Raw genomic sequence first — 25,822 nt, 5'->3', positions numbered from 1 at the left:
TCAGCCGCAGGTCATTCCGCAGCGCCGGGCACCGCGAGCGCCGAACGCTCGACGCTGAGCAAACTCTCGGCATGATGTTCGCGGTGATACGCCTTGCCGCCACCGCGCAGGCCGAACAGCCGCTTGCTGTAGATCAACCAGACCACCGCCGCGATATTGATGACCAGCGCCCCGATGCGCAGCGCGGTGATCTTCTCCGTCACCTCGTAGATCTCCAGCGGCAGAAACACACTCGTCGCGACCACCGCGAAATACTCGCCCCACCGCTTGACCAACCACAGCCCGACGGCCTCGATGACCTGCAATCCGGCATAGACGAACACCCCCACGCCGATCCACAGCAGGGTGGTGGGCGACAGCGAGAACGCCTGCGTGATGCTGTGCACGATCTTGGACCGGTCGACATCCCAGCCGACCTGATCGGCCAGCGGTTTGAGCAGCGACAAATCCTTGTCGAAGGTGGCGCGCACCGTCTCGTGCGAGGACCGGAACTTGAATACCCCCACCGCGATAGCGACCAGCACCAGCGCACGCAACAGCCGCTCGATCGCCAGCGCCCGCATGATCCACCGGTCCCGCAGGAGCCGACCGCGCGGCACCTCCGGCGCGTGATCGGCAGGGCCGCGCCCGACCGGATCCCCCGGCACGAACGTGCCGCAGCGCAGGCAGCGCCACGCCTCCCCCGCCACCGTATTCACCCGCAGCCGCTCGCGCAGATCCGTCTCGTCCGGCGCATAGGTGTAGTGACCGTGCCACCCGCACGCGCGCAACGCCCAATCCATGCGCGCAGCTTAGGCCCTGACGGCGGTGCGATACGGCGTCGGACCAACTCGCGACGTCGAGTTCGTGCGAGAAATGCCCGCGACGGCTTGAATGGGGGGATCTTCTTTTCGCGGAGGGACCGATCATGATCGAACACAGCGGCGACGCGCCCGCACCGGTCCGACATGCCGCCCAGCCGGATTCGGTGGTGGCCCTGATCGACGCCGCGACGAAGGTGGAACGCGAACTCGTCGGCGCCTGGCTGGCGCAGGGCGGTATCGCCGCCGAATTCGGCGCCGACGCCCCGATCACCCAACTCGACCTCGACGCCGAGGCCGTCGCCGAACGACTCGCCGGGCGGCGCGACAACCCGCTGGTGGTCCCGGTGCGAGTGCTGTGGCTGCCGCCGGAGCGCGACGGGGTGCGGCGGGTCACCTTCGCCGATCTCGCCCTGCTCAGCAATCCGCGCAAACCGCACCGCTTCGCCCAGCGCCGACTCGTCGGCCGGGCACCGGACCGCCATCTCGTCCTCACCGGTGCGCCCGCCCTGCTCAGCGAACTGCGCGCGAACAATCCGGAGGCCACGGCCCTGCTGCGCACCGGATCGGCCGAACCGTTCGCCAGGGCCGTGGTGCGCGCCGCGATAGTCGCCCTCGAGCGCGCCGAACGCAATGTCATCGGCGACCGCTACAAGGTGCCGCGGCTGGTCACCGAGGAAATCCTCGACTCCCCCGAATTCCTGCGCAGACTCGAACTCATCGCCGACCAGACCCGAACCAGACCGCAGGAGGTGTACCGCAGGGCCGAGCGGGCGCTCAACGAACTCGTCGCCGCGCAGAGCCGGCTGGTCTCGGATCTGTTCACCCAGGCCATGCGCCCGGTGCACGCCTCGACCTGGAAGGTCGACACCGACATCTCCGGCCTGGCGGACCTGCGCGCCCTCAATCGCCGCCACCCGCTGGTCTTCCTGCCATCGCACCGCTCCTACGTGGACGCGTTCGTCCTCGGTGATGTGCTGGCCCACAACGATTTTCCCCCCAACCACGTCATCGGCGGGGCCAACCTGAGCTTCTGGCCGCTCGGCCCGATCGCCCGACGCACCGGAACCGTCTTCATCCGACGCAGTTTCGGCGACGACGAGGTCTACAAGGCGGTGGTCGAGGAGTACTTCGGCTACCTGCTGGCCAAACGATTCAATCTGGAGTGGTACTTCGAAGGAGGCCGCACCCGCACCGGCAAGCTGCGCCCACCCCGCTACGGACTGCTCAATTACCTTGCCGCGGCCGTCCGTTCGAATCGCATCGACGATGTGATGCTCGTCCCGGTCTCCATCACCTACGAGCGGCTCAACGAACTCGGCGCGATCGCCACCGAGCAGTCCGGCGGGAAGAAGAAGCCCGAGGGCTTGGCCTGGATGGCGCGTTATATTCGCAGCCAACAACATTCGGCGGGCCATGTGTACGTGCGCTTCGGCGCGGCATTGTCGGCGCGCGAACGCCTTGCCGCGCACGGTGATCCGCTCACCGCCCGCCCGATCACCATTCCGCTGCACACCACCACTCACCCGTCCGCCGAAACCGCGCCGCCCCGCACCGACGCCCCGGACACCGAACTCGCCGAACAGGAGCGAAAGGCCGTGCAGCGGTTGGCCTTCGAGGTCGCCGTCGGCATCAACCGGGTTACCCCCATCACCGTCAACGCGCTGGCCACCCTGGCGCTGCTCGGCGTGCACGAGCGCGCCCTCACCCTCGGCGAGGTCCGCGCCGTACTCGATCCGGTCCTTGGCTATCTCGAGCGACGCGACCTGCCGCGCGGCGAGATCGACGCGCTGCGCGCCGAGCAGAGCCTCGCCGTCGTCCTGGAACAACTCTCGCTGGCCAGGGTGGTCACCGTCTATCGCGGCGGACTCGAACCGGTGTACTCGATCGAACCCGGCGCACACCTGGAGGCCGCCTTCTACCGCAACAGCGCGGTGCACTGGTTCATCAATCGGGCCATCCTCGAGCTATCCATACTGGCGGCCGTCGAGAGCGGCGCGGCAGACCAGTTGAGCGTCGGCTGGGAGGAGGCGTATCGGCTGCGCGATCTGCTCAAGTTCGAATTCTTCTTTCCCGAGCGCGCCGAATTCGCCGAGCAGCTCACCGCCGAAATGCTGCTGGTCGACCCGGATTGGTACAGCCACACCCGCGCCGACACCCGAGGCTCCGAGATTCAGGACAAGCTCACCGCCTCCGGATTCATGATGGCGCACCGTGTACTGCGCTCATTCCTCGACGCGCAACTGGTGGTGGCCGAGCGGCTCGCCGCCCGCGATCCCGCCCTCGAAGTGGACCGCAAGGAGCTCATCGACGAATGCGTCGCGGTCGGCAAGCAGATGCTGCTACAGCAGCGTTTGCACAGTCCGGAATCGGTCTCCACCGAATTGTTCACCAGCGCGCTCAAATTCGCCGACAATCACGGTCTGCTCGCCCCCGTGGCCCGCGACTCCGCCCAGCGACGCGCCGAACTCGCCCGCGCCCGCGCCGAATTCGCCGCCCGCCTGCGCGCGCTCGGGGCCAGGATCTCGCGCGCCGCGCTGCTCGACCCATCCAATCGCACCGATCCGGAGCTCGCGTGAATCAGGAAACCGGGATAGCCGCCGTCTTCGATTTCGGCGCGCTCGTCGCGCCCGCGGGCCGTGCAAGCACGGCCTCGGGCCTGCTCCGGCGGCGCGGCAGCCTCGAAACCGTCTTGCGCGACGGCCTGCGCGGCGCCCCCACCGATGGCTCGCATCGCCGCTTCCTGCAGCGCGTGAGCCGAACGCTGGCAGGCCGCCCCGCCGCCGAGGTCGCCGCGGCGGGCGAGCACCTATTCCGCGGCGGCGGCTACGGCCACCTGTATCCCGAAGCGTGGCAACTGGTTCGAACCCATGCGACGCAGGGGCATACCGTGATCCTCACCACCTCGCTGACCCGCGCCCAGGTGGCCCCCTACGCGGCCGCGCTCGGCATCGAGACGGTGCTGTGCACCGAACTGGCCGAGGAGGACGGGATCCTCACCGGCTACGTCGCGGGCAAAACCCCATGGCGCACCGGCAAATCCGAGGCCGTGCGCGCCCACGCCGAGCGCGGCGGCCTCGATCTGTCCCGCAGCTACGCCTACAGCGCCTCGGCCACCGATCTGCCGCTGCTGGCCGAGGTCGGCCACCCCGGCGTAGTGAATCCGGATCCGACGCTGTCCGCGCACGCCGCCGAACAGCAGTGGCCCGTCCTGCGTTTCGCCCCGCGCCGCGCGCCCACCGCCGCCGACGCCGCGCGGACCGTCCTGGGACTGTTCGGGCTACTCGCGGGATCGCTGTTCGGCGTGCTGCGCACCGCGCACACCCGCGACCGGCGGCGCATGGCCGACGCGCTCATGGTCCACGGGACCCGCTGGGCGCTGACCCTTTTGGGGGTGCGCGTGCGGATATCCGATGCCACCAAGGCACTCTCGCCCCGACCGGCCGTGTTCCTGTTCAACCATCAGAGCCAGTTCGATGTCATCGTGGTGCCACACGTACTGGTGGGCGGCGTCACCGGGATCGGTAAGAAGGAACTCACCCGCAACCCGATCTTCGGGCCGCTGCTGCGCTTCGTCGGCGTCACCTTCATCGACAGATCGGACACCGCGCGGGCGAAAGCCGCCCTGGAGCCCGTCGCGGCGACGCTACGCGGCGGACTGTCCCTCGCCGTCGCCCCCGAGGGCACCCGCTCCTACACGCCGGAGCCCGGCCCCTTCAAGAAGGGCGCGTTCCACATCGCCATCCAGGCCGGTGTGCCGATCATCCCGGTGGTCATCCGCAATGCGGGCGAGATCGCCAGGCGCAATTCGATGATCGCCCGTCCCGGCACCGTCGACGTCGCGATCCTCGATCCCATCGATGTCGGCGACTGGGATCCCAACGACCTCGACGCGCGCGTGGCGGCGGTGCGAGAGTTGTTCGTGGCGACCCTGCTGGACTGGCCTAAACCGCGCGACCCAGCAGCAGCTTCCACGGCATGAGCGCCGATTCGAGCTGCACCTTCAGCGTCATCTTGGACGCGCCCTTGGTGCGCTCCTCGAAGCGGATCGGCACCTCGGCGATGGCGATGTCCTTCTTGATCGTCCGGTAGTTCATCTCCACCTGGAACGAGTAGCCATTGCTGCGGATCGAGGCCACGTCGATGGCGCGCAGCGTATCGGCCCGCCACGCCTTGAATCCGGCGGTGGCGTCCTTCACCCCGAGGCGCAGGATCAGGTTGACGTAGAAGTTGGCCCAGGCCGAGAGCGCCTTGCGGTGCCACTTCCACTCCTCGGCGGTGGATCCGCCCGGCACATACCGGGAACCGAGCACCACGCCCGCCTCGCTGTCGTTCAGCTTCTCCAGCATGGCCGGAATGACCTCGGCGGGATGGGACAGGTCGGCGTCCATTTGGATCACCACATCCGCGCCCTCGTCGAGCGCGCGGGTGATACCGGCGACGTAGGCGCGGCCGAGTCCGTCCTTCTCGGTGCGATGCAGCACGCCGATCACATTCGGCAACTCCACCGCCAGCTTGTCGGCGACCTCGCCGGTGCCGTCCGGCGAATTGTCGTCCACCACGAGCACGTGCAGATCGGGCACCGGTAGCGCCGTCAGCCGCTCCACCGCAACCGGCAGATTGTCCCGCTCGTTGTAGGTCGGCACAACAACGGTAACCCTCAAGGGTCGCCCTCCTGCTTACCTGTCCCGCCCGGAGCCACGACCGAACCCGAGCACTGAGTTAGCTGATTTCCTTCAACTTGATGTCCCAAACCTAGCCGATGCACTTCACTGCCCCTCCCGCCACCGCCGATCCGCCGAGTCCTCGCGCTCATTGCGCGCCCGAACGATCTCCAACGCCCGCTCCGCGGTCGCCCGATCCGGATAGGGTCCCATCCGGTCGGCGAACCAGCACCGCTTGCCATTCTCCGCCCGCTGATGCCGCAGGCAGTAATACCACTGCTCAGCCATCTCCCCAGCATACGAAAAATCCCCCCGGCCAGGTGATTTGGCGGGGGGATGTGGTGGCCAGGGCCGGGATCGAACCGGCGACCTTCCGCTTTTCAGGCGGACGCTCGTACCAACTGAGCTACCTGGCCGCAGGCACTCGAACCGAATGCCATTCGCACGGTATCGGAGTAACTCCGATACCTTCACTTGCGACCCTGACGGGACTCGAACCCGCGACCTCCGCCGTGACAGGGCGGCGCGCTAACCAACTGCGCCACAGGGCCTTGCTTTGCTACCAACAGCCCGAAGACCGTACCCCCTACGGGATTCGAACCCGCGCTACCGCCTTGAAAGGGCGGCGTCCTAGGCCGCTAGACGAAGGGGGCTCGCCCCGGATTTCTCCGGTACCGGCTTCAACGGCGTTCCGTTGGGAGCTCGCATAGCTTATGACAGATCGGAACGGATTCCCAAACCGGCTGGTCAGAGCCCCAATCCGAGCTCCTCCAGCCGCGCGGTGGCACGCCAGCCGTCGGCGCGGAACTTCTCGGCCCACTCCGGGGTGGCCATGGCCTCGACCACGACCTCCAGCGCCTCCTGGAATCTGGCGCGCAGATCGACCGGACCGCCTGCGATATCGACCAGGTACCGCTGCCCCGCGAGGGCGGCGGCCACGGTTCTGGTGAACCGGTCCGGATCGGCGTCGGCGCGCAGCTGGCCCTGATCGATGGCGCGCACCGCGAGCACTCTGGTGGCGCGCCCGACTATGCGTCCACCCCCGGATTGCACATCGCGGTAGAAGTCCGGCTCGATGATCAACCGGAACTCCGCCTGCACGATGATGTCGTGCTCGAGTCGCAGCGCGATCTCGTCGATCATCCCGTGCAGGGTGTCCAGCGCGCCGAGATCCGTTCTGGCGAGCCAACGTTCGGCCGAGGTTCGGTATCTGTCCACCGCGGTCTCCAGGACCGCGCGCGCCAGATCCTCCTTGGAATCGAAATGAAAGTACATCGCGCCTTTGGTAGCGCGCGAACCCTCTAATATGCGGTTGAGCGATGCAGCGGCATAGCCGCTCTTCCCGAACTCAACGGCGGCGGACCTGATAATCGCCGCACGTGTCCGGCGGGCCCGCTCTTGCTGCCGTGCCATGCTCGAAACGCCTCCGAAGCCTACTCGTCGCCAAAGATCTGATCGCTGTCGCCGTTTTTCGGGAAACGATCGGGACCTCGGCGCGAAGTTATGAGTTTTATCAATACTTCAAACCGGGTTTTCGCCCAGTTTCAAACTTTCGGTACGAAAACTTGCGAAAAACCTGAAACACACCAGCTGGTATAGTTTTCCTGCCCTGGTGCGCCGCAGGGGGTGCGCACCAGGGCATATCTCTGTCTCGGATCTGCCTCCTGCGGCATCGAATCAGGGGAAGTCACGACAAGCCGGACCGGTCGCGACACGTTCGGGCACATCAACGATAAGACGAATTCCGGATCCGCCGAACAAGTCGGCGATTCTTCCGGAATTCACCAGGGCGTCACCGTACCCGGAAATCCCTTCCGACACGCGGCAAATCAGCGAGCAAGCTTTCAACTCGATCCCGTCACTTGTTTCAGCAAACATTTCGCAACCAATTCCGTGTCCACCTCGATACCGAATTCGCCACTACCGCAGCCGCGTTCGCCCATCGACCCGCACACGGGCGCGGCATACTCGCGGCACCCGCCCGAGCGGTCCGCGCCGACCGCCCCGCACGCTGGATGTTTCCGACGGGTAACCAAAGATCTTGGTGGCCAACATGATTGGATAGTATCCAGCAGGCACCCAGCCGAACACACCTGGGTGCCAATTGTTTACCGCATCGAGGTGTCGACTGGAAAGCCGTGTTGGCAATGGGGACACCGGGTCTCACCCACCTGCGGCTGCACGCACGACCCGCGGCCACCGGATCGCCACTGCGACACGACGCCCCGACCGAGCGCCGCGCCCACCCGCCACACCAACACGACCGCGGCGTCACACCCACCCGGTTAGGGCATAGGGGCCGAGGCACACTACACTTTCGATTCGCGCCCCTATAGCTCAGTTGGTAGAGCTACGGACTTTTAATCCGCAGGTCGTAGGTTCGAGCCCTACTGGGGGCACGCATCGGGCATCCGGTTCCACCGGATGCCCGAATTCATTTCCGCAGGTAATCCCCCTGCGACCGCCACCAGCCGAGATCAGGAATACGACATCGCCCCGGCCTTCCCCTACCCTTGGCCCGACCCCGAGACACGGGGTCGCCGCAACCAAGCGTCTCGACAAAGGTGGAGCCGATGACCTCGTTCGATGATTTGCTCGCCCTGGTTCCGATCGCACAGATCGCCGCGAAGCTCGGCGTCGACGAGTCCACCGCAGCCTCGGCCGTACAGGCCGCGCTGCCGACACTGCTGGGCGGATTGCAGGCGGGCGCCGACCACCCCGAAGGCGCGTCCACGCTGGTCGACACTCTGGCCGGACACGGCGAACTGGTCGAGGGCGACGGCGCGGTCGATATCGACCGGGTCGACGTGCACGCGGGCTCCCGGATCGTCGACGATGTCTTCGGCGCGGACCAGAGCAATGTCATCAGCACCCTCGGCGCGACCGATGGCGCGGGCGGCAATGACCTGATGGCTCAGGTGCTACCGATTCTGGCCCCGATCGTGCTGGCCTACCTGGCCAAACAGCTCGGCGGCGCGCAGGGCGGATCAACCGGCGCGATCGGCGAGATCCTCGGCGGTCTGCTCGGCGGTGGCGGGGCCAAGAGCACGAGCATCGGCAGCGCGGTCGGCGAGGCGCTGGCCAAGAACGCCGGACCCGCGATCGGCAAGGTGCTCGGCGGACTTTTCGGCAAGAAGTGAGATTCGCGTGGGCGGCGAGCTAACGTCTCGCTGCCCGCACCGATATCCCTTGCGCTGCGCGACGATACAGGGAATGAGCGGTCACACTTTCGACCGCAACCCGCCTACACTCGCAGTGGTCGCCACGCCAACGCAGGCGGATGACACCCATCACCGCGAAACACTACCGGCCGGATGCGTTTCGCATCACACCTACGGTGCCGTAAGGTATGGCCGCATCGGCAACGGTCTACGTTGGGGGGATGACCTGCTCGACCGGACGCACTCACTGAAGGGCTTATAGATGGCAAGGGATCTGACTCAACTCGAGCTGCTCACGGAGTTGGAGCCGGTTGCCGAAGAGAACGTCAACCGGCACCTCTCCTTGGCAAAGGAATGGCATCCGCACGACTATGTCCCGTGGGACGAAGGCCGCAATTTCGCGGCACTCGGGGGCATCGACTGGGATCCGGAACAGTCCCGGCTCTCCGAGGTCGCCAAGGCCGCCATGGTCACCAATCTGCTCACCGAGGACAACCTTCCCTCCTACCACCGCGAGATCGCCGAGAACTTCTCGCAGGACGGCGCGTGGGGCACCTGGGTAGGACGCTGGACGGCCGAGGAGAACCGCCACGGCATCGTCATTCGCGACTATCTGGTCGTCACCCGCGGCGTGGATCCGGTCGCCCTGGAAGAAGCGCGAATGATCCACATGACCAACGGTTTCGCCTCCCCCACCGAGGCCGACGCGGGCTTCCTGCACTCGGTCGCCTACGTCACCTTCCAGGAGTTGGCCACCAGGGTCAGCCACCGCAATACCGGCAAGGTCTGCAACGACCCGATCGCCGACCGCATGCTGCAGCGCGTCGCCGCCGACGAGAACCTGCACATGATCTTCTACCGCAATATGTGCGGCGCGGCGCTGGACCTGTCGCCCGATCAGGCGCTCGACGCCATCACCCTCATCCTGGAGAACTTCCGGATGCCCGGCGCGGGCATGCCCAACTTCCGACGCAATGGCGTCCTCATGGCCAAGCACGGCATCTACGACATGCGCCAGCACCTGGAAGAGGTCGTGCAGCCGGTCCTGAAGAAGTGGAATATCTTCGAGCGCAACGACTTCACCCCGCGCGGCGAGCAGGTGCGCGACAGGTTGGCCGGCTTCCTGGACAAGCTCGGTCGCGATGTCGTCAAGTTCGAGGAGCAGCGTGATCGCTCGCTCGCCCGCGAGGCCAAGAAGCGCGAATTCGTCGAGGTCGCGGGCTGAAGCGTCGAAAACGCCGCTGCGACATCGCCCCTTCGAAACAACCGAACTACTGAACGCCGAGGCCCCTAGAGTAAACAAGGGTTTCGAATAAAAAAATACGCGCTTGGGCCGCCGGAATCCCTCCGGCGGCCCAAGCGCGTTGGCGGGGCCGCTATTTCACCGGTAGCGCGCCGTCCACACCACCGACATCGGTGATCTTCCAACCCTGATCACGATTCACTGTGACGTTATAGGTCGCGGTGCTTTGCTTGCCCTGTGGATTCTGCGCATTGGTCGCGGTGACATCGACGAAGACATTCACCTTGTAGATCCCGCCCTGATCCGAGACCACCTTCGCGGTGATCGGCGTCGCCGTCGAGGTCCATTGCAGCGGCACCAGCAACTGCTGCAACTGCGGGGCCGTCTGCTCGAACTTGCCTGCCAGTTCGGTGCTGGTGCCCGCCTTCAGCTTGCCCACCCAACCGGGGACGTCCCGGTAGCTGACGGTGGCCGCGCCGACCGCGTAGTCGGTGGCCACCTGTTCGGCGTGATGATTGTTCGAGTCGCGGTCGGCACCCGCCCGCAGATCCGAGCGGGCATCGCGCAGGAACAGGGCCAGCACGGCGACGGCGACCAGGAGAACGGCCACCACCCCGATCTGGACGATGGAGCCGATCCGGATGGATACCGTGCGTTGCCCCGAGGTGCCGGGGGTGGCGTCGCTGTCGGGTCGTTGTTGCATTTCGCTCTTCTCCGATGGGTGACTTCGTTGCCGACCTAGTCGAGGGGTGCTGCGCAGATCGACGACGCCGTTACCCGCTGGTAGCGGCGGACGTCGCGGGTCAGGCTACCGAAGTCCCAGTGGTGACAGCGTCGCAAAGTGGTCGCCATCACTTTTCGATTACTTCAGGTATCACCAACTTCGGCAGCCTGCGGGCAAATCGGTCCGACCACGCCGGAATGCCGAATTCACCCGCGGCGACTGCGCTAGGTTGGAACAACGATTCGCGCGGGTGTGACATTGGAGATCCGATGTGCGATCACGCAATTCGAGTGACCCGCTGCGAGGGAGATCGCTGCCGAGGAAGGCCGAGATGACGAGTGCGGACAGTGCGGGAATCCTGGCGGGCAAGGTCGTCGCGATCACGGGCGGCGCCCGCGGTATCGGGCGGGCCACCGCCGCCGCGTTCCTGCGCGCCGGGGCGGCGGTCGCGCTCGGGGATATCGATACCGAACTCGTCGCCGAGACCGCGGCCGAACTCGGCAGCAAAACAACAGCCGAACTCGGCGCGGATCCGAATGCCCGCGTGCTCGGCCTGCCCTTGAATGTCACCGACAAAGCGGCATTCACCGAATTCCTCGACACCGTCGAACGCGAACTCGGACCGCTCGACATCCTGATCAATAATGCGGGCATCATGCCAACCGGATTATTCGTCGACGAGGACGAGGCGATGACGGATCGGATCATCGATATCAATCTGCGCGGGGTGATTCTCGGTTCCCGACTGGCCACCCGACGATTCCTGCCGCGCAGGCGCGGCCAGGTAATCAATATCGCCTCGCTGGCCGGGACGCAGGGGCTGCCCGGTTTGGCCACCTATTGCGCCACCAAACACGCCGTGGTCGGTTTCTCCTCCGCGCTGCACCAGGAAATGCGCGCGCACGGCGTGCGGATCTCGGTGGTGCTGCCCGGTATCGTGCGCACCGAATTGTCGGCGGGCGCGCGGCTGCCCGGCTGGGTCGAACCGCTCACTACCGTTGCCCCGGATCAGGTGGCCGCGGCCGTTGTGCGCACCGCGCTCGGGGACAAGCTGTTGGTCACCGTGCCGAGAACGTTGGCCGCGGTACTCCGATCGGCGCAGCTACTGCCCTATCGGGCGCAGCTCGCGGTGGCGAAATTCACCGGCGCGGCAACGGCTTTCGTCGATGCCGATCCGGCCGCGCGCGAGATCTACCACCGCAGGCTGCGCGAACAGTAGAGTCAACTCGCGTCGCGGTGGGTGAGTCCGGTCAGCGCGACACCGCAGCTCCCGGCGGATTGGTCCACGGTGACATAGGTGCTGACCTCACCATTGCCGAGATGCTGGGACGGGCCGTCGAAGGTGCCCGAATGATCGGATTCCCCAGCGTAGCAGGCGACGGCGAGCACCGCCGATCCGACGAGGACGCCGGCCACCACACCGTATCGGCAACCGGACGAACACCGTCGATTCGCCCGCAGGCGGAATTCGGCCGGATACCCGCGACGGTCCCCAAATCCGTTGCGGGACATGATTGCATCAATCCAATACGCGGGAGCCGGCCCGCGACGGATTCATGGAGTACGACAGTGGCGAATATCGTGCTGGTACACGGGGCATTCAGCGACGGATCCACTTGGGGACCGGTGATCACCGCACTGCGCGGACATCGAGTGCTCGGCGTGCAATTACCGCTGACCTCGCTGACGGCCGATATCGCCTGGACGCGACGCGCCATCGAGGAATTCGACGAACCGGTCACGCTGGTCGGTCACTCCTACGGCGGCTCGGTCATCTCCGGCGCCGCCGTCGACAACGCGCGCGTCAGCCGACTCGTCTTCGTCGCCGCCTTCGCACCCGACACCGGCGAATCCGTCGCTTCCCTCACCGACGGAGGCGCAGCCACACCGGGCATGGCCGCGATCCAGCGGGCCGCCGACGGCTGGGCCACCGTCGACCCCGACCGCTTCGGCCCCGGCCTCGCCGCCGACGCCCCCACCGCGACCCAGCACATCCTGAGCGCCGTTCAAAAGCGAACGCATCCCGACTGCTTCACCACCCCCTCCGGACGCCCCGCCTGGCATGACCTGCCCTGCTCCTACCTGCTGTGCACCGAGGACCTGATGCTCGACCCCGCCCTGCAGCGCCACTTCGCCGAACGCACCGAGTCCACCCTGACCGAACTCCGCGCCAGCCACTTCCCTCACTTCGCGCACGCGGAAGTCGTCGCGTCGGCCATCACGTCGGCGGCGAGCTAGCCCGCGCGCTGCCTGGCCCATTGACAATGACTTCGCGGCGGTCGGACACGTGCTTCCGAAGGTGCGTCAGCGGGTAATCCGGGACATGAGCCGCCGGTCTGCTCCGGCGGCTTTCGTACGAGACCGGACCTGTCGGCAACAGGTCGCAGATTCGTCCGCCCAGCTTGCCAACAGTAGTACAGATCAACTGCTAACGGTATCCCAGCGATAATGCAAAAGGTAGGCTAGAGGACCTGCTAATGGTAGCGTACGACCATGGTGACCTACCGGGGACGTGTGGTCGACACGGAGCTCGACGAACTGCTACCCAGCCTGGCCGCAGTGGCGATCGAAGGCGCCAAGGGAGTCGGAAAAACCGCTACCGCCCAGCGCAGAGCCGACAGCGTATACGCACTTGACAATGCGCAGCAGCGAGAACTGCTCGCGGCGGATCCCGGTCGGATCGACCGCAGCACGGGCACCGTGCTGATCGACGAGTGGCAGCGTTATCCGGCGGTGTGGGACCAGGTGCGACGCAGCGTGGATCGCGACCCGCAGGCCGCGCGATTCCTCCTCACCGGCAGCGCGATTCCCACCGAGACTCCGACGCATTCGGGTGCGGGCCGGATCGTGCAGGTACGCATGCGCCCCATGGCCCTGGTCGAACGGGGCATCTGCGAGCCGACCGTCAGTCTGCGAGAACTGCTGACGGGCCGACGAAAACCACTCGAAGGCGAATCCGCGATCGAACTCCCCGAATACGTCGAAGAGATCACCGGGTCGGGCTTCCCCGGAATCCGTCCGCTACCCGCCCGTGCCCGTCGCGCCCAACTCGACGGCTACTTGGCTCGAATCGTCGAACGAGACTTCGCCGAACAGGGTCACCCCGTCCGACGCCCGGCGACCTTGCGAGCATGGCTGACCGCCTATGCCGCGGCCACCGCGACCAGCGCCTCCTACAACACGATCCTGGACGCGGCCACATCGGGAGAAACCGACAAACCGGCGAAGACGACAACCATCACCTATCGGGATGTGCTGTCGCAACTGTGGCTGCTCGATCCGGTACCCGGCTGGCTCCCCGTCGACAACGCCTTCGCCCGGCTGGCCCTGGCGCCCAAACACTTCCTCGCCGACCCGGCATTGTCGGCACGCCTGCTCGACCTGACCTCGGACACCCTGCTGTCCGGAACCACACCCGGCGTGCGGGTTTCGTCAGGCACCAGCATGCTCGGCCAACTCTTCGAAGCGTTGGTCGCGCTCTGCCTGCACGTCTACGCCAGGGACAACGAGGCCCACCTGCAACATCTGCGCACCCGAAACGGTGACCACGAACTGGATTTCATCATCACCGGGCCGGGTGGGCGCATCGTCGCCATCGAAACCAAACTCGCCGCGACAGTCGACGAACAAGACCTCACCCACCTGCGATGGTTGAAATCGAAAGTGGGCGACCTGCTCGCCGACGCCGTCGTGATCACCACCGGCCGCTACGCGTACCGCAGACCCGATGGCATCGCCGTCGTCCCCGCGGCACTGCTCGGTCCGTGAACGCCCCGACCCGACACGGCCCTGGGCATGGCCGCTTCCCGAGGAGGAGTGAGGGGAGCCACAGCCGGCGAGCATATGGGTGGGCACTTCCTGGCGGATGAGACACTGGTCAGCGTGACGACCTCGCTCGAAGCTCCGCGCACCGCCCTGCGGATCGGCCCCTACCCGGTCGACCCGGCGGTGGTGCTCGCGCCGATGGCGGGCATCACCAATGTCGCCTTCCGCACGCTCTGCCGCGAATTCGGCAGCCCCACGTCCATTTACGTGTGCGAGATGATCACCGCGCGCGCCGTGGTCGAGCGCAACGAGAAGACGCTGCACATGATGTCGTTCAGCGCGGACGAGCAGCCCCGCTCGATGCAGCTCTACGGCGTGGATCCCGCCACACTCGGCGAGGCCGTGCGGATCATCGTCGGCGAGGGCTGGGCCGACCACATCGACCTGAACCTGGGCTGCCCTGTGCCGAAGGTCACGCGGCTCGGCGGCGGGGCGGCGCTGCCGTACAAGCGAACACTGTTCCGCGAGATCGTGCGGGCCATGGTCGCCGGGGCCGAACCGGCGGGGGTACCGGTCACCGTGAAATTCCGGATCGGCATCGACGAGGACCATCACACCTATCTCGACGCGGGCCGCATCGCCGCCGCGGAGGGCGCGCAGGCGGTGGCACTGCATGCCCGCACCGCCGCGCAGCGGTACTCCGGCCAAGCCGACTGGTCGGCCATCGCCCGCCTCAAGGAGGCCGTCACCACCATCCCCGTACTCGGCAACGGCGATATCTTCAGCGCCGCCAACGCCGTGCGCATGATGGCGGAAACCGGCTGCGACGGTGTTGTGGTCGGCCGCGGCTGCCTGGGCCGCCCCTGGCTGTTCGCCGAACTGCAAGCCGCCCTGCGCGGCGACCCGGTCCCCGCGGGTCCCACCCTCGGCCGCGTCGGCGAGATCCTCTACCGCCACACCGAACTGCTCGTCGAGCACGACGGCCCCGACAAGGCCATGCGCGATATCCGCAAACATATGGCCTGGTACCTCATGGGTTTCCCGGTCGGTTCCGACCTGCGCCGCCGCTTCGCCACCGTCTCCTCCCTCCCCGAACTGGCCGACCTCATCGCTCTCCTGGACCCCACCGCCCCCTTCCCCCTCGACGCCGAAGGTCCGCGCGGCCGCCAGGGTTCTCCCGGCAAGGTGGTCCTCCCCGAAGGTTGGCTCGACAACCCCGAAGACCCCACCGTCCCGACCGCCGCCGACGTCATGCACTCCGGCGGTTAATGCCCTCATCACGAAGCTGAAATCGAAGGCAGGCCCGATGGATTCGTCGACGCCGCTTCGACCATCGACCAGAAGCGCGGTCGACTCCGGCGAACCGATGAACGGTTGCGATGCGCGCCGATCGGAGTCCGTACTACTGCCACGATTCGTGCCTACGCCACGGCTGTAGGCCACACGGATCGATGTTGTATCGCGATACAAACTTGCTTACTCCACACAGGAGCGTTATCCTTCTCACGGGCCGAAGATCCTGGATTGACGATCACTGAAGCTCAGGCCCCTCACCACAAGGGGGGGCACAAAGCGGTGCCCCGGGCGGCATGCATAGCAGAGGCGGACCCGGGGCGTACTCGAACGAGTCTACCTGACTGCGCCACCACAGAGAAGAACTCACTCGCGGAGGTATCCCATGTCCGGCGACCTGCCCGGATGGTTCGTGCAACAATTTGCTGCGCCGCGCCTCGGGCCATACCTCATCGCGGCGCAACGCGACGGAGTGCCTGTCGCGAGTCTCTATGTATGGAACCTTGAGATCGCGGCTTCCTTTTACGTACCATTACACTGCCTGGAAATCAGTCTACGCAATACCATGCACGACAAACTTAAATGCAAATTCGGGACAGACAACTGGTGGTCCGGAGCCCCGCTCGCTCCTCATGACATAACGAAGATAGACAAAGCGCAATCCGATGCGAAGCGCAACCACCAGAGTGCAGGAGAACCGTCCGCCGACGACATAATGTCGGAACTGTCCTTCGGCTTCTGGGTATCACTGCTGAGCCGACGCTACGACCGCCACCTGTGGGTTCCCATACTGCATAGAGCATTCCCGCACTACCGCGGCTCTCGCGAAATCTTGCGCAAAGACCTGCAAACGATGGTGTTGCTCCGTAACCGCATCATGCACCACGAGCCAATACATCATCGCCATCTCGCCGTCGACCACCAAAAGGTCTACCAGCTCCTCAGCTATGTTTGTGCCGAACTTCCGGCATGGGTTGGCGCCATCGACCAAGTGTCGGCAACACTGGCCCGACGTCCGAAGGCGGATGCAAATGCGTGACGACAAGACTGACTACAAACATACGAAATACGAGAGCAATCTCGTACCCGATGTCGTTTGGCCACCCGGTCGAGAAACCGCTGTACGGCACGCGCTTGACGGCCTCGTATCGATGGGAAACGAATTCGGATCTCTGCGGAATTTAACGCTATGCATGATCTACATGCATGCCGGGGAAAAATCTTGGACCGAGATCACCTCGGACAGGAATCATCCAGCCTACACTATCGAACAGCTGCAAAACACAGCCAACGGTCTCGAATTGCCTCTCCCGAATCTCCATCACCTCGACGCAGGCACACTATCCGACCTGGCACTGGAAATAAAAAAACTGGTGGAGAAATCGGGATCCGGTAATGCATTTCAGCTTGCTCTGGAGATGTTCGATCGAGGACAGGGAGTCTACTACACTCCCAGATCGATCGTGTCTTTGATGGTGGATTCAATTCGCGCAGACCCGAACTCCACAATATACGACCCTGTTTGCGGAGCTGGCGAGCTGCTGGTGGCTGCAGCGCGCTCGCTGGATACCCGAGACACCGCCGCAAGCCCGAAATTCCGATCGACCGCATTGACCGAAGAACTCAAGAGTATTGTTCGCATGAACCTCGAGATCAATAATGTTCGAGCAGAGATCGACGTCTCCCCCACTCCGTTCGACCGCAATGCTGCACATCCGAAATACCCGTATATCCTTGCCAATCCACCATTCAATATGAAGTACCCGAATTGGAGCTCTGAACAGAGTTGGCGATACGGCAACCCACCGAGGCACAACGGTAACTATGCGTGGCTTCAGCGGATCGTAGAGAACCTTACGAAAGACGGGCGCGCTGCCGTCGTCATGCCCAATAACACGCTGCACAGCGGAGGCCTTGAGCAGAAGATTCGAGCAGCCATGATTGAAGATGGTTGCATTGAGGCAATTATCGCCCTGCCGGGAAAGCTCTTTCGTAAGACTCGCGTTGCCGTCTCCATCTGGCTTCTGAAACCGCCGGGTTCAGCGCTCGATGATATCCTTTTGATCGATGCAACATCCAGTGGCCGCAAAGTAGAACGCACCCAGCGTGCGCTCGAGGATTCCGAACTGGACGATATCCTGAGAATCGTGGCCGATCGGCGCGCAGGAAAGTCTATCGACGAGAATGCGAGCGCCAAATCTGTATCCTTGGAGGAGATTCGCCGGAGCGAATACAATCTGAGTCCTGCGGTCCACCTGACTCCAATTTCGCCCAGAGTAGACGGAAGCCGATTCGAACTGTCACTGCAGCGGAGTGCCGAACAACTCCGGAATGCCGTTCTAGGTGCATCCCGGAAGGACCTGATCGTGGCGGAGTTGATGCACGGGCTGAACGAAATCAAGCTTTCGGCGCGAGGATCTTGGACAAATGTTGCGTTGGGCGATATAAGCGAAATCACCCCCGGTGCACCCACCTCGGATCACCCGAACGGTGGAACTCCGGTGGTGAAGCCGAAGAATATTTCCTCGGGGAGAATTCATGGTCCGACAGACTATGTCGACTACAAGCAAGCAGAACGCCGATCAGATTACCGGATAAGAAGTGACGACATCCTTTGCAGTCGAACTGGAACTATCGGAAAAATAGCCCTGGTCACCGCAGATCAGGACGGCTGGGTTTTTGGTACCGGATTGATTCGAATTCGACCGACCGCGATCGTAGATCCGCTGTACCTGACCCTATATCTTATCAATCCTCATATTCAGGATTGGTTCGCACGAAACGCCAGCGGGGCGGCAATTCAGAGCATTAACGCAAAAACGCTGACCACATTACCGATTCAGCTTCCTCCACTGTCGGACCAGAAGGCCATCGGGCGCGCTCTCGCGAAATTCGATGAGATGATCGCCGCACATGATCAGGTCCTCCGGGAAACCGTCGAATTGCGCGACACGCTACTGCCAATTCTGTTCTCCGGAGAGTTGGACACAATCAGACTCGACTCTACCGAAGACAGGTTCTGAAATGTGACGGAGCGAAACATCTTCTCGAATATTCGAGATCGACACCGTCCAGGTCACCGGAGTACCGAGGCATCGCGGCGGCGAACCGGGCACCGGCTGGACAGCGACCGATCGAACACAAACCTGCCGGTCAGATCCACACCAGACAGGCGACCAGACGAATATTTCATCGCGACTGGTCTGAAATTCTGATGCGACCGATACCGAAGCTCACCGGTGGCTCGATGCTCAAGAAATACGTGTGGCCTGGGGCGGGTGTGTGGGGTGGGGTTTGCTGTGGCGGGATCGTTAGCATGGCGTGATCGGGGTGTGGCCGGCATGTGGAGAGGCGGGCTCGGTGGCGGGTGCGGATCGGGGTGGGGAGTCGGGGCGGGCTTTCGGGCGCGCGCCCTGGGAGCGGGGGGTGGCCGACCGGGGTGGACGGCATGCGGAATCGGGTGGGGCGGACGGGGATAGTCGGTATACGGCGACGGGGGTGGCCGATGGGGATAGTCGGCATGCGGAAGGGGAGGTGGCCGATGGGGCTGGGCGGCATGCGGAGGTGGGGCCGGAGTCCGGGGGGTTGAGTGTCCGGGATCTGGTGGCGCGGGAGCGGGGAGAGGATGAGCCGGCGACGGGTGGGTCGGCGGTGGTGCAGGACATCGTCGACAGCGCGCGGCCGGGGGAACCGATGCAGGTGTTGGTCGCGGGGGATGCGGTGGCGCGGTCGGAGAGTGTCGGGTTGTCGCGGCAGGAGACGATCCGGCTGCGGCGCGGACGCAGGCTGCGGCTGGCGGGGCAGATCGTGGTGGCGTTCGCGGCGGTGCTGGCGCTGGTGGTCACCGGTAGCGGCTGGCGGTACATACGGAGCGCCGATAATCGCTTGACCCAGGTCACGGCCCTCGATGGCGACAAGACCGATGTCGTCGATGTCGAGGGGCAACTCGGCGACGAGAATTTCCTGCTGGTCGGCACGGACTCCCGTGCGGGCGCCAACAGCAAGGTCGGCGCGGGGACCACCGACGATGCGGAGGGCGCGCGCTCGGATACGGTCATGCTGGTGAATATCCCGGCGAGCCGGGAGCGGGTGGTCGTGGTTTCATTCCCGCGCGACCTGGATGTCACCCGCCCGGTGTGCAAGGGTTGGAACAACGACAAGGGCGTCTACACCGAGCAGACCTATCCCTCGGCCATGGGTGACAAGCTGAACGCGGTCTACGCGTTGGGCGGCCCTTCCTGCCTGGTGAATGTGATCCGGAAGATGTCGGGCCTGGATATCGGTCATTTCATCGGGATCGATTTCGCGGGTTTCGAGACCATGGTGGATCAGGTGGGCGGTGTGGAGGTGTGCACACCGAAACCGATCGTGGACGGCGTTCTGGGCACCGTCCTGGAACATTCCGGCAAGCAGCGTCTGGATGGCGGCACGGCTTTGAATTATGTGCGTGCCCGCCATGTGTACGGCGAGGAGCGCAGCGACTACGACCGCATCAGCCGCCAGCAGCGCTTCCTGGCGGCGCTGTTGCGCAGCACGCTGTCGGGGAAGGTGCTGTTGGATCCGGGCAAGCTCAGCGGCATCATCGGCGCGTTCACCGCGCACACCTTCGTCGACAAGGTGAAGACCGATGACCTGCTGATGCTGGGTCGTTCGCTGCAGCAGATGGATGCGGGCGCGGTCACCTTCCTCACGGTGCCGACCGCGGGAACCACCAGCTACGGCAACGAGATTCCGCGCCAGGCGGATATCAGGGCCATTTTCCGCGCCATCATCGATGACAAACCGCTGCCGGGTGAGAAGAAGTCCCCCGCGAAATCGTCGACCGCCACGCCTGCCCCACCCAAGCTCAGAGCGGTCGATCCGGGCACGGTCTCGGTGCTGGTGTCGAATGGTTCGGGTGTGGCGGGCGCGGCGAATCGGGCCGCCACCAAACTCGGCGGGCAGGGCTTCCAGATCTACAGCACCGGCAATTATTCGGAGGGCACGACCACCAGCCGGGTCCGCTACAGCGCTGGTCACGAGGCCGAGGCGGCGACCCTGGCCACCGCGATACCCGGTGCGGCACTGGAGAAGACGGACGAACTGGGCAGTATCGTCGAGGCCGTGATCGGCACCGATTTCGCGGGCGCCGTCGCGCCCCCTACCCCGATCGGCGAGCAGCTTCCCGACGCACCGCAGACCAGGTCGGCGCCGCCGCCCACCCTGCCCGCCGATCTGGAACACCGCAACGCCGCCGACGAGACCTGCACCTGAGCTGGGGCGATGGCCGGCACCCGGCATTCACCGCGCGTTCGTGACTTGGACAGCGCCGGGAACTAATGTCTGATTTCATGCGTGTCATCTACAACGAGCAAATGGCTGAACTGGCCCATCTCCTGGGCGAGATGGCCGGTCTCGCGGGTTCCTCCATGGATCGGGCCACCCAGTCGCTGCTCCAGGCCGACCTCGCCCTGGCGGAGCAGGTGATCACCGAGTTCGACCGGATCGCCGAGATGATCCAGGAGGCCGAGGAGAAGTCCTTCGCTCTGCTGGCGTTGCAGGCCCCGGTCGCGGGTGATCTGCGCCAGGTGGTGAGCGCGATTCAGATCGTCGCCGATGTCAATCGGATGGGTGCGCTGGCCCTGCACGTGGCGAAGGTGACGCGTCGCCGTCATCCCAATCACGCGCTGCCCGAGGCGGTCAACGGCTATTTCGCCGAGATGGGTCGGATCGCGGTGAATATGGGCGCGGGCGCGAAGGAGGTGCTCGAGACGCGTGATCCCGAGCGCGCCGCCCAGCTCAACGAGGACGACGAGGCGATGGATGACCTGCATCGTCACCTGTTCACCCTGCTGATGGATCGGGACTGGCGCTACGGTGTGGCGGCGGCGGTGGATGTCACGCTGTTGGGCCGCTACTACGAGCGTTTCGCCGATCACGCCGTGGAGATCGGTCGCCGCGTGATCTTCCTGGTCACCGGCGTCCTGCCACCGGACCCGGATGCCGAGGCGTGAGAGATCTTGCCGCACACCGTGTTTAGGCACGCAGCCGATTGATCGCGAGAACGTCGATGGCCCGCACCGTATCCGGTGCGGGCCATCGTCGTCTGGGTCAGCCGAAGCGACCGGAGATGTAATCCTCGGTGGCTTTCTGTCCCGGATTGGAGAAGATCTTCTCCGTATCGTCGATCTCGATGAGCTTGCCGGGTTTGCCCTGGGCCTCCAGGTTGAAGAATCCGGTCTGATCGCTCACGCGCGCGGCCTGCTGCATATTGTGCGTGACGATGACGATGGTGAATTCCTTCTTCAACTCGGTGATCAGGTCCTCGATCGCCAGGGTGGAGATCGGGTCCAGCGCCGAACAGGGCTCGTCCATCAGCAGCACGTCGGGTGAGACGGCGATGGCGCGGGCGATGCACAGTCGCTGCTGCTGACCGCCGGACAGGCCACCGCCCGGCTTGTCCAGCCGGTCTTTGACCTCGTTCCACAGGTTGGCGCCGCGCAGTGAGCGCTCGGCCACCTCGTCGAGTTCCTTCTTGCCGCGCACGCCCTGCAGTTTGAGTCCGGCCACCACATTGTCGCGAATGGACATGGTGGGGAACGGGTTGGGCCGCTGGAACACCATGCCGATGGTGCGGCGCACGCCGACCGGGTCGACCTGGGAGCCGTAGATGTCCTCGCCGTCGAGCAGCACCGCACCCTCCACGCGGGCGCTGGGGGTGACCTCGTGCATGCGGTTGAGCGAGCGCAGCACCGTGGACTTGCCGCAGCCGGAGGGGCCGATGAAGGCGGTCACGCTGCGCGGCAGCACGGTCAGGTCGACATCGGCCACGGCGTGGAATTTGCCGTAGTAGATGTTGAGGTTCTTGACGTCGATCCGCTTGGCCATCTGAAGTTTCCGTCCGCTTCTATCTATTCCGCGTGAGCAGCTTGTTGACCACCGCCGCCGCCAGGTACAACGCCGCGATGATGAGGATCAGTGTCAGCGCCGCGCCCCAGACTCGCTCCCGGCCCGCCGCCTCCGGATTGGCCAGCTCCTGGTAGATCAGCAGCGGCAGCGAGGCCATATTGCCATCGAACAGGTTGGTGTTGATGGATTTGCTGTAGCCGACCAGGACCAGCACCGGCGCGGTCTCGCCCATGACGCGTGCGACCGAGAGCAGGATGCCGCTGATCATGCCGGGCAGCGCGGTGGGGACGACGATGCGCAGGATGGTTTTCCACTTCGGGATGCCCAGGGCGTAGGACGCTTCGCGCAGTTCGTCGGGCACCAGTTTGAGCATTTCCTCGGAGCTGCGCACCACCACCGGCAGCATGAGCAGCACCAGCGCCAGTGAGACGGCGAAGGAGCTCTGTGGGAAGCCGAGGGTGGCGATCCAGGCCGCGAAGACGAACAGCGCCGCGACGATCGATGGCACGCCCGCGAGGATGTCGACCATGAAGGTGGTGGTCTTGGCCAACCAGCCGCGACCGTATTCGACCAGGAAGATAGCGGCCAGGATGCCGAGGGGCACCGCGATCACCGCGGCGAGCGCCGACTGCACGATGGTCCCGTAGATGGCGTGGTAGACGCCGCCGCGGAACTGGTCGGGCAGAACGCCCTTCTGCGATTTGAACCACCAGTCCGTGGACAGCACCGCGTGGTAGCCCTTGCTGACCACCATGATCAGCACCCAGGCCAGCGGCACCAGGGCGATGCCGAAGCAGAGCCACACCGCGCCGGTGGCGAGGTTGTTCTTGAGGCGCCGCCCGGCGCTGACGTGCCGGAAGGTGGGCGCCTTGATTGGTTTGTCGAGTGTGGTGGTCATCAGCCGTTCACCCTTCCGCCTGCCGCGAGGCGCGCGAGCGCGTTGACCACGAAGGTCAGTGCGAAGAGCACGAAGCCTGCCGCGATGTACGCGCCGGTCGGCAGTGGCGAGCTGAATTCCGAGGCGGCCGAGGCGATCTTGGAGGCGAAGGTGTAGCCGCCGTCGAACAGCGACCAGTGTCCGGCCTTGGTGGCGGTGCGCAGCACGACCAGTACGGCGATGGTCTCGCCGAGTGCGCGGCCGAGGCCGAGCATGGAGGCCGCGATGACACCGCTGCGGCCGTAGGGCAGCACCGTCATCCGCACCATCTCCCATTTGGTGGCGCCGAGGGCGTGGGCCGCCTCGATGTGCGCAGGCGGAGTGAGGTTGAAGACCTCGCGGGAGACCGAGGTGATGATGGGCAGGATCATCACGGCCAGGATGATGCCCGCCGTGAAGATGGTGCCGCCGCCGCCGATGGAGACGTTGCCGTCGGCGAACAGGAACAGCCAGCCCAGCTTGTCGTTGAGGAACTGCTGCACCGGCCCGAGTTTGGGCGCGAGCACCAGGAAACCCCACAGGCCGAACACGATCGAGGGCACGGCCGCGAGCAGGTCGACCAGCATGGCGAAGGGTCGGGCCAGCGTTTTGGGGGCGTAGTGGGTGAGGAACAGGGCGATGCCGACGCCGATCGGCACCGCGATCAGCAGCGCGAAGATCGAGCTCAGCACGGTGACCATGAGTAGGTCGCGGATGCCGAATCGCAGGTGATCGGCGTTGCCGGTGACGAATTCGGCGCTGGTGAAGAAGTTGGCCTCGTTCGCCATGACCGAGGGCACCGCGCGGATCAAGAGGAACAGCGCGATCAGGGCGATGGCGGCGACGATGGTCGCGCCCGCCGCGGTCGCGAGCGACCGGAAGGTCATTTCGGCCCGCCAACTCGGGGCGGGGCGACGGCCCTTGGGGGCCGGTTCGGGACTCGGTTCGCTCGACATGGGGGCAAATTCTCCAACGCCCCGCGGGCCCGTCGAATCCGACGAGCCCGCGGGGGTCACCTCAGGGTGCGCGGTCATGGCAGAACTATCAGGAGATGGCGTTGACGGCGGCGGTCAGCTTGGCCTTGAACTGGTCGGGGATCGGGATGTAGCCCGCCTCGTCCAGACCCTTCTGGCCGTTGGTGGTGGCCGAGGTCAGGAAGGCCTTGACCGCCTTGGCGGTGTCGGCGTCCTTGTACTTCGAGCACACGACCTCGTAGGTGGCAAGCATGATCGGGTACGCGCCCGCGGCGGTCGGCTTGTAGAACGAGGTGGTGTCGAGCACCAGGTCGTTGCCCTCGCCCTTGATCTTCACCCCGTCGATGGCCTTGCCCGCCGAGGCGACGGTCAGCTTGACCGGGTCCTTGCTCGCGGAGGTGACGATCGAGGCGATCGACAGGTTCTGCGACTTGGCGAAGGACCATTCGTTGTAGGTAATGGAGTTCTTGGTGTTCTTGATGGCGGCCGAGGTGCCCTCGTTGCCCTTCGCGCCCTCGCCGACGCCGCCGTTGAACACCTTGCCCGCGCCCTTGCCCCATGCGCCGTTGCCCGCGCCGTCGAGGTAGAGCTGGAAGTTGTCGGTGGTGCCGGACTCGTCGGAGCGGAAGATGACGGCGATCTTCTCCGAGGGGAGTTTGGCGCTGGGGTTGAGCGCCTTGATCTCGGGGGCGTCCCAGGTGGCGATGGCGCCGTTGAACACCTTGGCGGCGGTCGGGCCGTCGAGGACCAGATCGCTGACGCCGTCGATGTTGTAGGTGACGGCGATGGGGCCGAAGACGACCGGCAGGTTCCACGCGGGCGCGCCGCAGCGGTCCTGCGCCTTGGCCGGCTCCTGCTTCGAGGCGCTGAGCGGGGAGTCCGAGCCGCCGAAATCGGTTTGGCCGCCGATGAATTCGTTGACACCCGCACCGGAGCCGCTGGAGGTGTAGTTCAGGGTGTTGCCGCCGCAGTTGGCCTCGTAGGCGGCGACGAAGCGGTCCATCGCGTTCTTCTGCGCGGACGAGCCGCTGGCCTTGAGCGCCTTCTTGCCGCCGCAGCCGACATCGACCTTGGCGGCGGAGCTGTCGCTGCCGCCGCTGGAGTTGTTGTCGCTACCGCACCCGGCCACGGTCATCGCGCCGATGGCGAGCGCACCGATCAGGGCGCTGCTGCGCTTGAAGTTCACTATTCCTCCGGAATGGCGTACTACACGCCTGGATCCCTCACCGGCCCAGGCGGGTGCTGTGGTGCTGTTCGCGGGGAACTCGTGCACCAGGCCGCGGTATGCCGCCCACAAGTAACGTAGGGTCGGCCGGTTGACAGTTGGACCGAGCTGGGTAAACGCGAGGTGAACAACCCAGCGCGATTGAGTCGGCGGCATGTGACATTTGCCC

General features: G+C 65.2%; 22 protein-coding genes and 4 tRNA genes. 13 read left to right on the top strand and 13 right to left on the bottom strand.

Annotated features, from left to right (window positions below):
• Positions 1 to 11: 11 nt before the first annotated feature.
• Positions 12 to 782, bottom strand: coding sequence for a DUF2127 domain-containing protein (locus D5S18_RS04400; RefSeq protein WP_120038235.1), 771 nt, complete (start codon positions 780 to 782; stop codon positions 12 to 14).
• A gap of 125 nt (positions 783 to 907) precedes the next feature.
• On the opposite strand from D5S18_RS04400, the gene D5S18_RS04395 reads away from it, so the two are divergent.
• Both D5S18_RS04395 and D5S18_RS04390 read left to right on the top strand, forming a co-directional pair.
• The gene (locus tag D5S18_RS04395) at positions 908 to 3,379 is read left to right on the top strand and encodes a glycerol-3-phosphate 1-O-acyltransferase (RefSeq protein WP_120038234.1); all 2,472 of its coding nucleotides are present in this window, start codon (positions 908 to 910) and stop codon (positions 3,377 to 3,379) included.
• Complete coding sequence (locus D5S18_RS04390; RefSeq protein ID WP_239003527.1) at positions 3,376 to 4,782, top strand: HAD-IB family hydrolase; 1,407 nt, start codon at positions 3,376 to 3,378, stop codon at positions 4,780 to 4,782. The genes D5S18_RS04395 and D5S18_RS04390 overlap by 4 nt, the downstream gene beginning before the upstream one ends.
• On the opposite strand, the gene D5S18_RS04385 is transcribed toward D5S18_RS04390, so the two are convergent.
• The 6 genes from D5S18_RS04385 to D5S18_RS04360 form a co-directional block, all read right to left on the bottom strand.
• Entirely contained in the window at positions 4,745 to 5,464 is a 720-nt protein-coding gene (locus D5S18_RS04385) for a polyprenol monophosphomannose synthase (protein ID WP_282434820.1), read from the bottom strand. The genes D5S18_RS04390 and D5S18_RS04385 overlap by 38 nt on opposite strands.
• A gap of 105 nt (positions 5,465 to 5,569) precedes the next feature.
• Positions 5,570 to 5,752: a hypothetical protein gene (locus D5S18_RS04380; RefSeq protein WP_120038232.1), complete on the bottom strand. Its 183-nt coding sequence runs from the start codon at positions 5,750 to 5,752 to the stop codon at positions 5,570 to 5,572.
• Positions 5,753 to 5,803: 51 nt separating this feature from the next.
• Positions 5,804 to 5,880, bottom strand: a tRNA-Phe gene (locus D5S18_RS04375).
• A 61-nt stretch (positions 5,881 to 5,941) separates the two neighbouring features.
• Positions 5,942 to 6,015 (bottom strand) — tRNA-Asp (locus tag D5S18_RS04370).
• A 29-nt stretch (positions 6,016 to 6,044) separates the two neighbouring features.
• Positions 6,045 to 6,117, bottom strand: a tRNA-Glu gene (locus tag D5S18_RS04365).
• Positions 6,118 to 6,211: 94 nt separating this feature from the next.
• A complete protein-coding gene (locus tag D5S18_RS04360; RefSeq protein WP_120038231.1) occupies positions 6,212 to 6,877 on the bottom strand; it encodes a TetR family transcriptional regulator in 666 nt (221 codons plus the stop codon).
• Positions 6,878 to 7,790: 913 nt separating this feature from the next.
• Here D5S18_RS04360 and D5S18_RS04355 point away from each other — a divergent pair.
• The 3 genes from D5S18_RS04355 (at position 7,791) to D5S18_RS04345 (ending at position 9,850) form a co-directional block, all read left to right on the top strand.
• Positions 7,791 to 7,863, top strand: a tRNA-Lys gene (locus D5S18_RS04355).
• A gap of 174 nt (positions 7,864 to 8,037) precedes the next feature.
• Entirely contained in the window at positions 8,038 to 8,604 is a 567-nt protein-coding gene (locus D5S18_RS04350; RefSeq protein WP_120038230.1) for a DUF937 domain-containing protein, read from the top strand.
• A gap of 283 nt (positions 8,605 to 8,887) precedes the next feature.
• A complete protein-coding gene (locus tag D5S18_RS04345) occupies positions 8,888 to 9,850 on the top strand; it encodes an acyl-ACP desaturase (protein ID WP_120038229.1) in 963 nt (320 codons plus the stop codon).
• Between the two features lie 151 nt (positions 9,851 to 10,001).
• Here the strand turns inward: D5S18_RS04345 and D5S18_RS04340 are convergent, their stop codons facing one another.
• Positions 10,002 to 10,571, bottom strand: a complete 570-nt coding sequence (locus D5S18_RS04340; protein WP_239003526.1) for a hypothetical protein — start codon at positions 10,569 to 10,571, stop codon at positions 10,002 to 10,004.
• 352 nt (positions 10,572 to 10,923) lie between these two features.
• Between D5S18_RS04340 and D5S18_RS04335 the strand changes: the two genes are divergently transcribed.
• The gene (locus D5S18_RS04335; protein ID WP_120038227.1) at positions 10,924 to 11,811 is read left to right on the top strand and encodes an SDR family oxidoreductase; all 888 of its coding nucleotides are present in this window, start codon (positions 10,924 to 10,926) and stop codon (positions 11,809 to 11,811) included.
• Between the two features lie 2 nt (positions 11,812 to 11,813).
• Here the strand turns inward: D5S18_RS04335 and D5S18_RS34740 are convergent, their stop codons facing one another.
• The gene (locus D5S18_RS34740; protein ID WP_158607794.1) at positions 11,814 to 12,008 is read right to left on the bottom strand and encodes a hypothetical protein; all 195 of its coding nucleotides are present in this window, start codon (positions 12,006 to 12,008) and stop codon (positions 11,814 to 11,816) included.
• 153 nt (positions 12,009 to 12,161) lie between these two features.
• Here D5S18_RS34740 and D5S18_RS04330 point away from each other — a divergent pair, with 153 nt between their 5' ends.
• The 7 genes from D5S18_RS04330 to phoU all read left to right on the top strand — a co-directional run bounded on the left by D5S18_RS04330 (position 12,162) and on the right by phoU (position 21,643).
• Positions 12,162 to 12,830 (top strand): alpha/beta fold hydrolase, encoded by a 669-nt coding sequence (locus tag D5S18_RS04330; protein ID WP_158607793.1) that lies wholly within the window; start codon positions 12,162 to 12,164, stop codon positions 12,828 to 12,830.
• A gap of 255 nt (positions 12,831 to 13,085) precedes the next feature.
• On the top strand, positions 13,086 to 14,360 hold the full coding sequence (locus D5S18_RS04325) for an ATP-binding protein (protein ID WP_120038223.1): 1,275 nt from the start codon (positions 13,086 to 13,088) through the stop codon (positions 14,358 to 14,360).
• A 114-nt stretch (positions 14,361 to 14,474) separates the two neighbouring features.
• The gene (dusB, locus tag D5S18_RS04320; RefSeq protein ID WP_120038436.1) at positions 14,475 to 15,626 is read left to right on the top strand and encodes a tRNA dihydrouridine synthase DusB; all 1,152 of its coding nucleotides are present in this window, start codon (positions 14,475 to 14,477) and stop codon (positions 15,624 to 15,626) included.
• A 409-nt stretch (positions 15,627 to 16,035) separates the two neighbouring features.
• On the top strand, positions 16,036 to 16,689 hold the full coding sequence (locus D5S18_RS34340; protein ID WP_147403845.1) for a hypothetical protein: 654 nt from the start codon (positions 16,036 to 16,038) through the stop codon (positions 16,687 to 16,689).
• A complete protein-coding gene (locus tag D5S18_RS04315; protein WP_158607792.1) occupies positions 16,682 to 18,673 on the top strand; it encodes a type I restriction-modification system subunit M/S in 1,992 nt (663 codons plus the stop codon). The genes D5S18_RS34340 and D5S18_RS04315 overlap by 8 nt, the downstream gene beginning before the upstream one ends.
• Before the next feature lie 511 nt (positions 18,674 to 19,184).
• Positions 19,185 to 20,903, top strand: a complete 1,719-nt coding sequence (locus tag D5S18_RS04310) for an LCP family protein (protein ID WP_239003525.1) — start codon at positions 19,185 to 19,187, stop codon at positions 20,901 to 20,903.
• 77 nt (positions 20,904 to 20,980) lie between these two features.
• Positions 20,981 to 21,643, top strand: coding sequence for a phosphate signaling complex protein PhoU (phoU, locus tag D5S18_RS04305; protein WP_120038432.1), 663 nt, complete (start codon positions 20,981 to 20,983; stop codon positions 21,641 to 21,643).
• A gap of 97 nt (positions 21,644 to 21,740) precedes the next feature.
• On the opposite strand, the gene pstB is transcribed toward phoU, so the two are convergent.
• From pstB to pstS, 4 genes are all read right to left on the bottom strand, one after another.
• A complete protein-coding gene (gene pstB / locus D5S18_RS04300) occupies positions 21,741 to 22,517 on the bottom strand; it encodes a phosphate ABC transporter ATP-binding protein PstB (RefSeq protein WP_120038219.1) in 777 nt (258 codons plus the stop codon).
• A 19-nt stretch (positions 22,518 to 22,536) separates the two neighbouring features.
• Positions 22,537 to 23,436, bottom strand: a complete 900-nt coding sequence (pstA, locus tag D5S18_RS04295; RefSeq protein ID WP_120038217.1) for a phosphate ABC transporter permease PstA — start codon at positions 23,434 to 23,436, stop codon at positions 22,537 to 22,539.
• The gene (pstC, locus tag D5S18_RS04290; RefSeq protein ID WP_239003543.1) at positions 23,436 to 24,341 is read right to left on the bottom strand and encodes a phosphate ABC transporter permease subunit PstC; all 906 of its coding nucleotides are present in this window, start codon (positions 24,339 to 24,341) and stop codon (positions 23,436 to 23,438) included. The genes pstA and pstC overlap by 1 nt, the downstream gene beginning before the upstream one ends.
• A 157-nt stretch (positions 24,342 to 24,498) precedes the next feature.
• Positions 24,499 to 25,614, bottom strand: a complete 1,116-nt coding sequence (pstS, locus tag D5S18_RS04285) for a phosphate ABC transporter substrate-binding protein PstS (RefSeq protein ID WP_120038212.1) — start codon at positions 25,612 to 25,614, stop codon at positions 24,499 to 24,501.
• Between the last annotated feature and the right edge of the window lie 208 nt (positions 25,615 to 25,822).

Source organism: Nocardia panacis, assembly GCF_003598715.1.
Taxonomy (GTDB): domain Bacteria; phylum Actinomycetota; class Actinomycetes; order Mycobacteriales; family Mycobacteriaceae; genus Nocardia; species Nocardia panacis.
The sequence above is the reverse complement of the archived record's forward strand: the minus strand, read 5'-3'. Positions and strand labels throughout refer to the sequence as shown.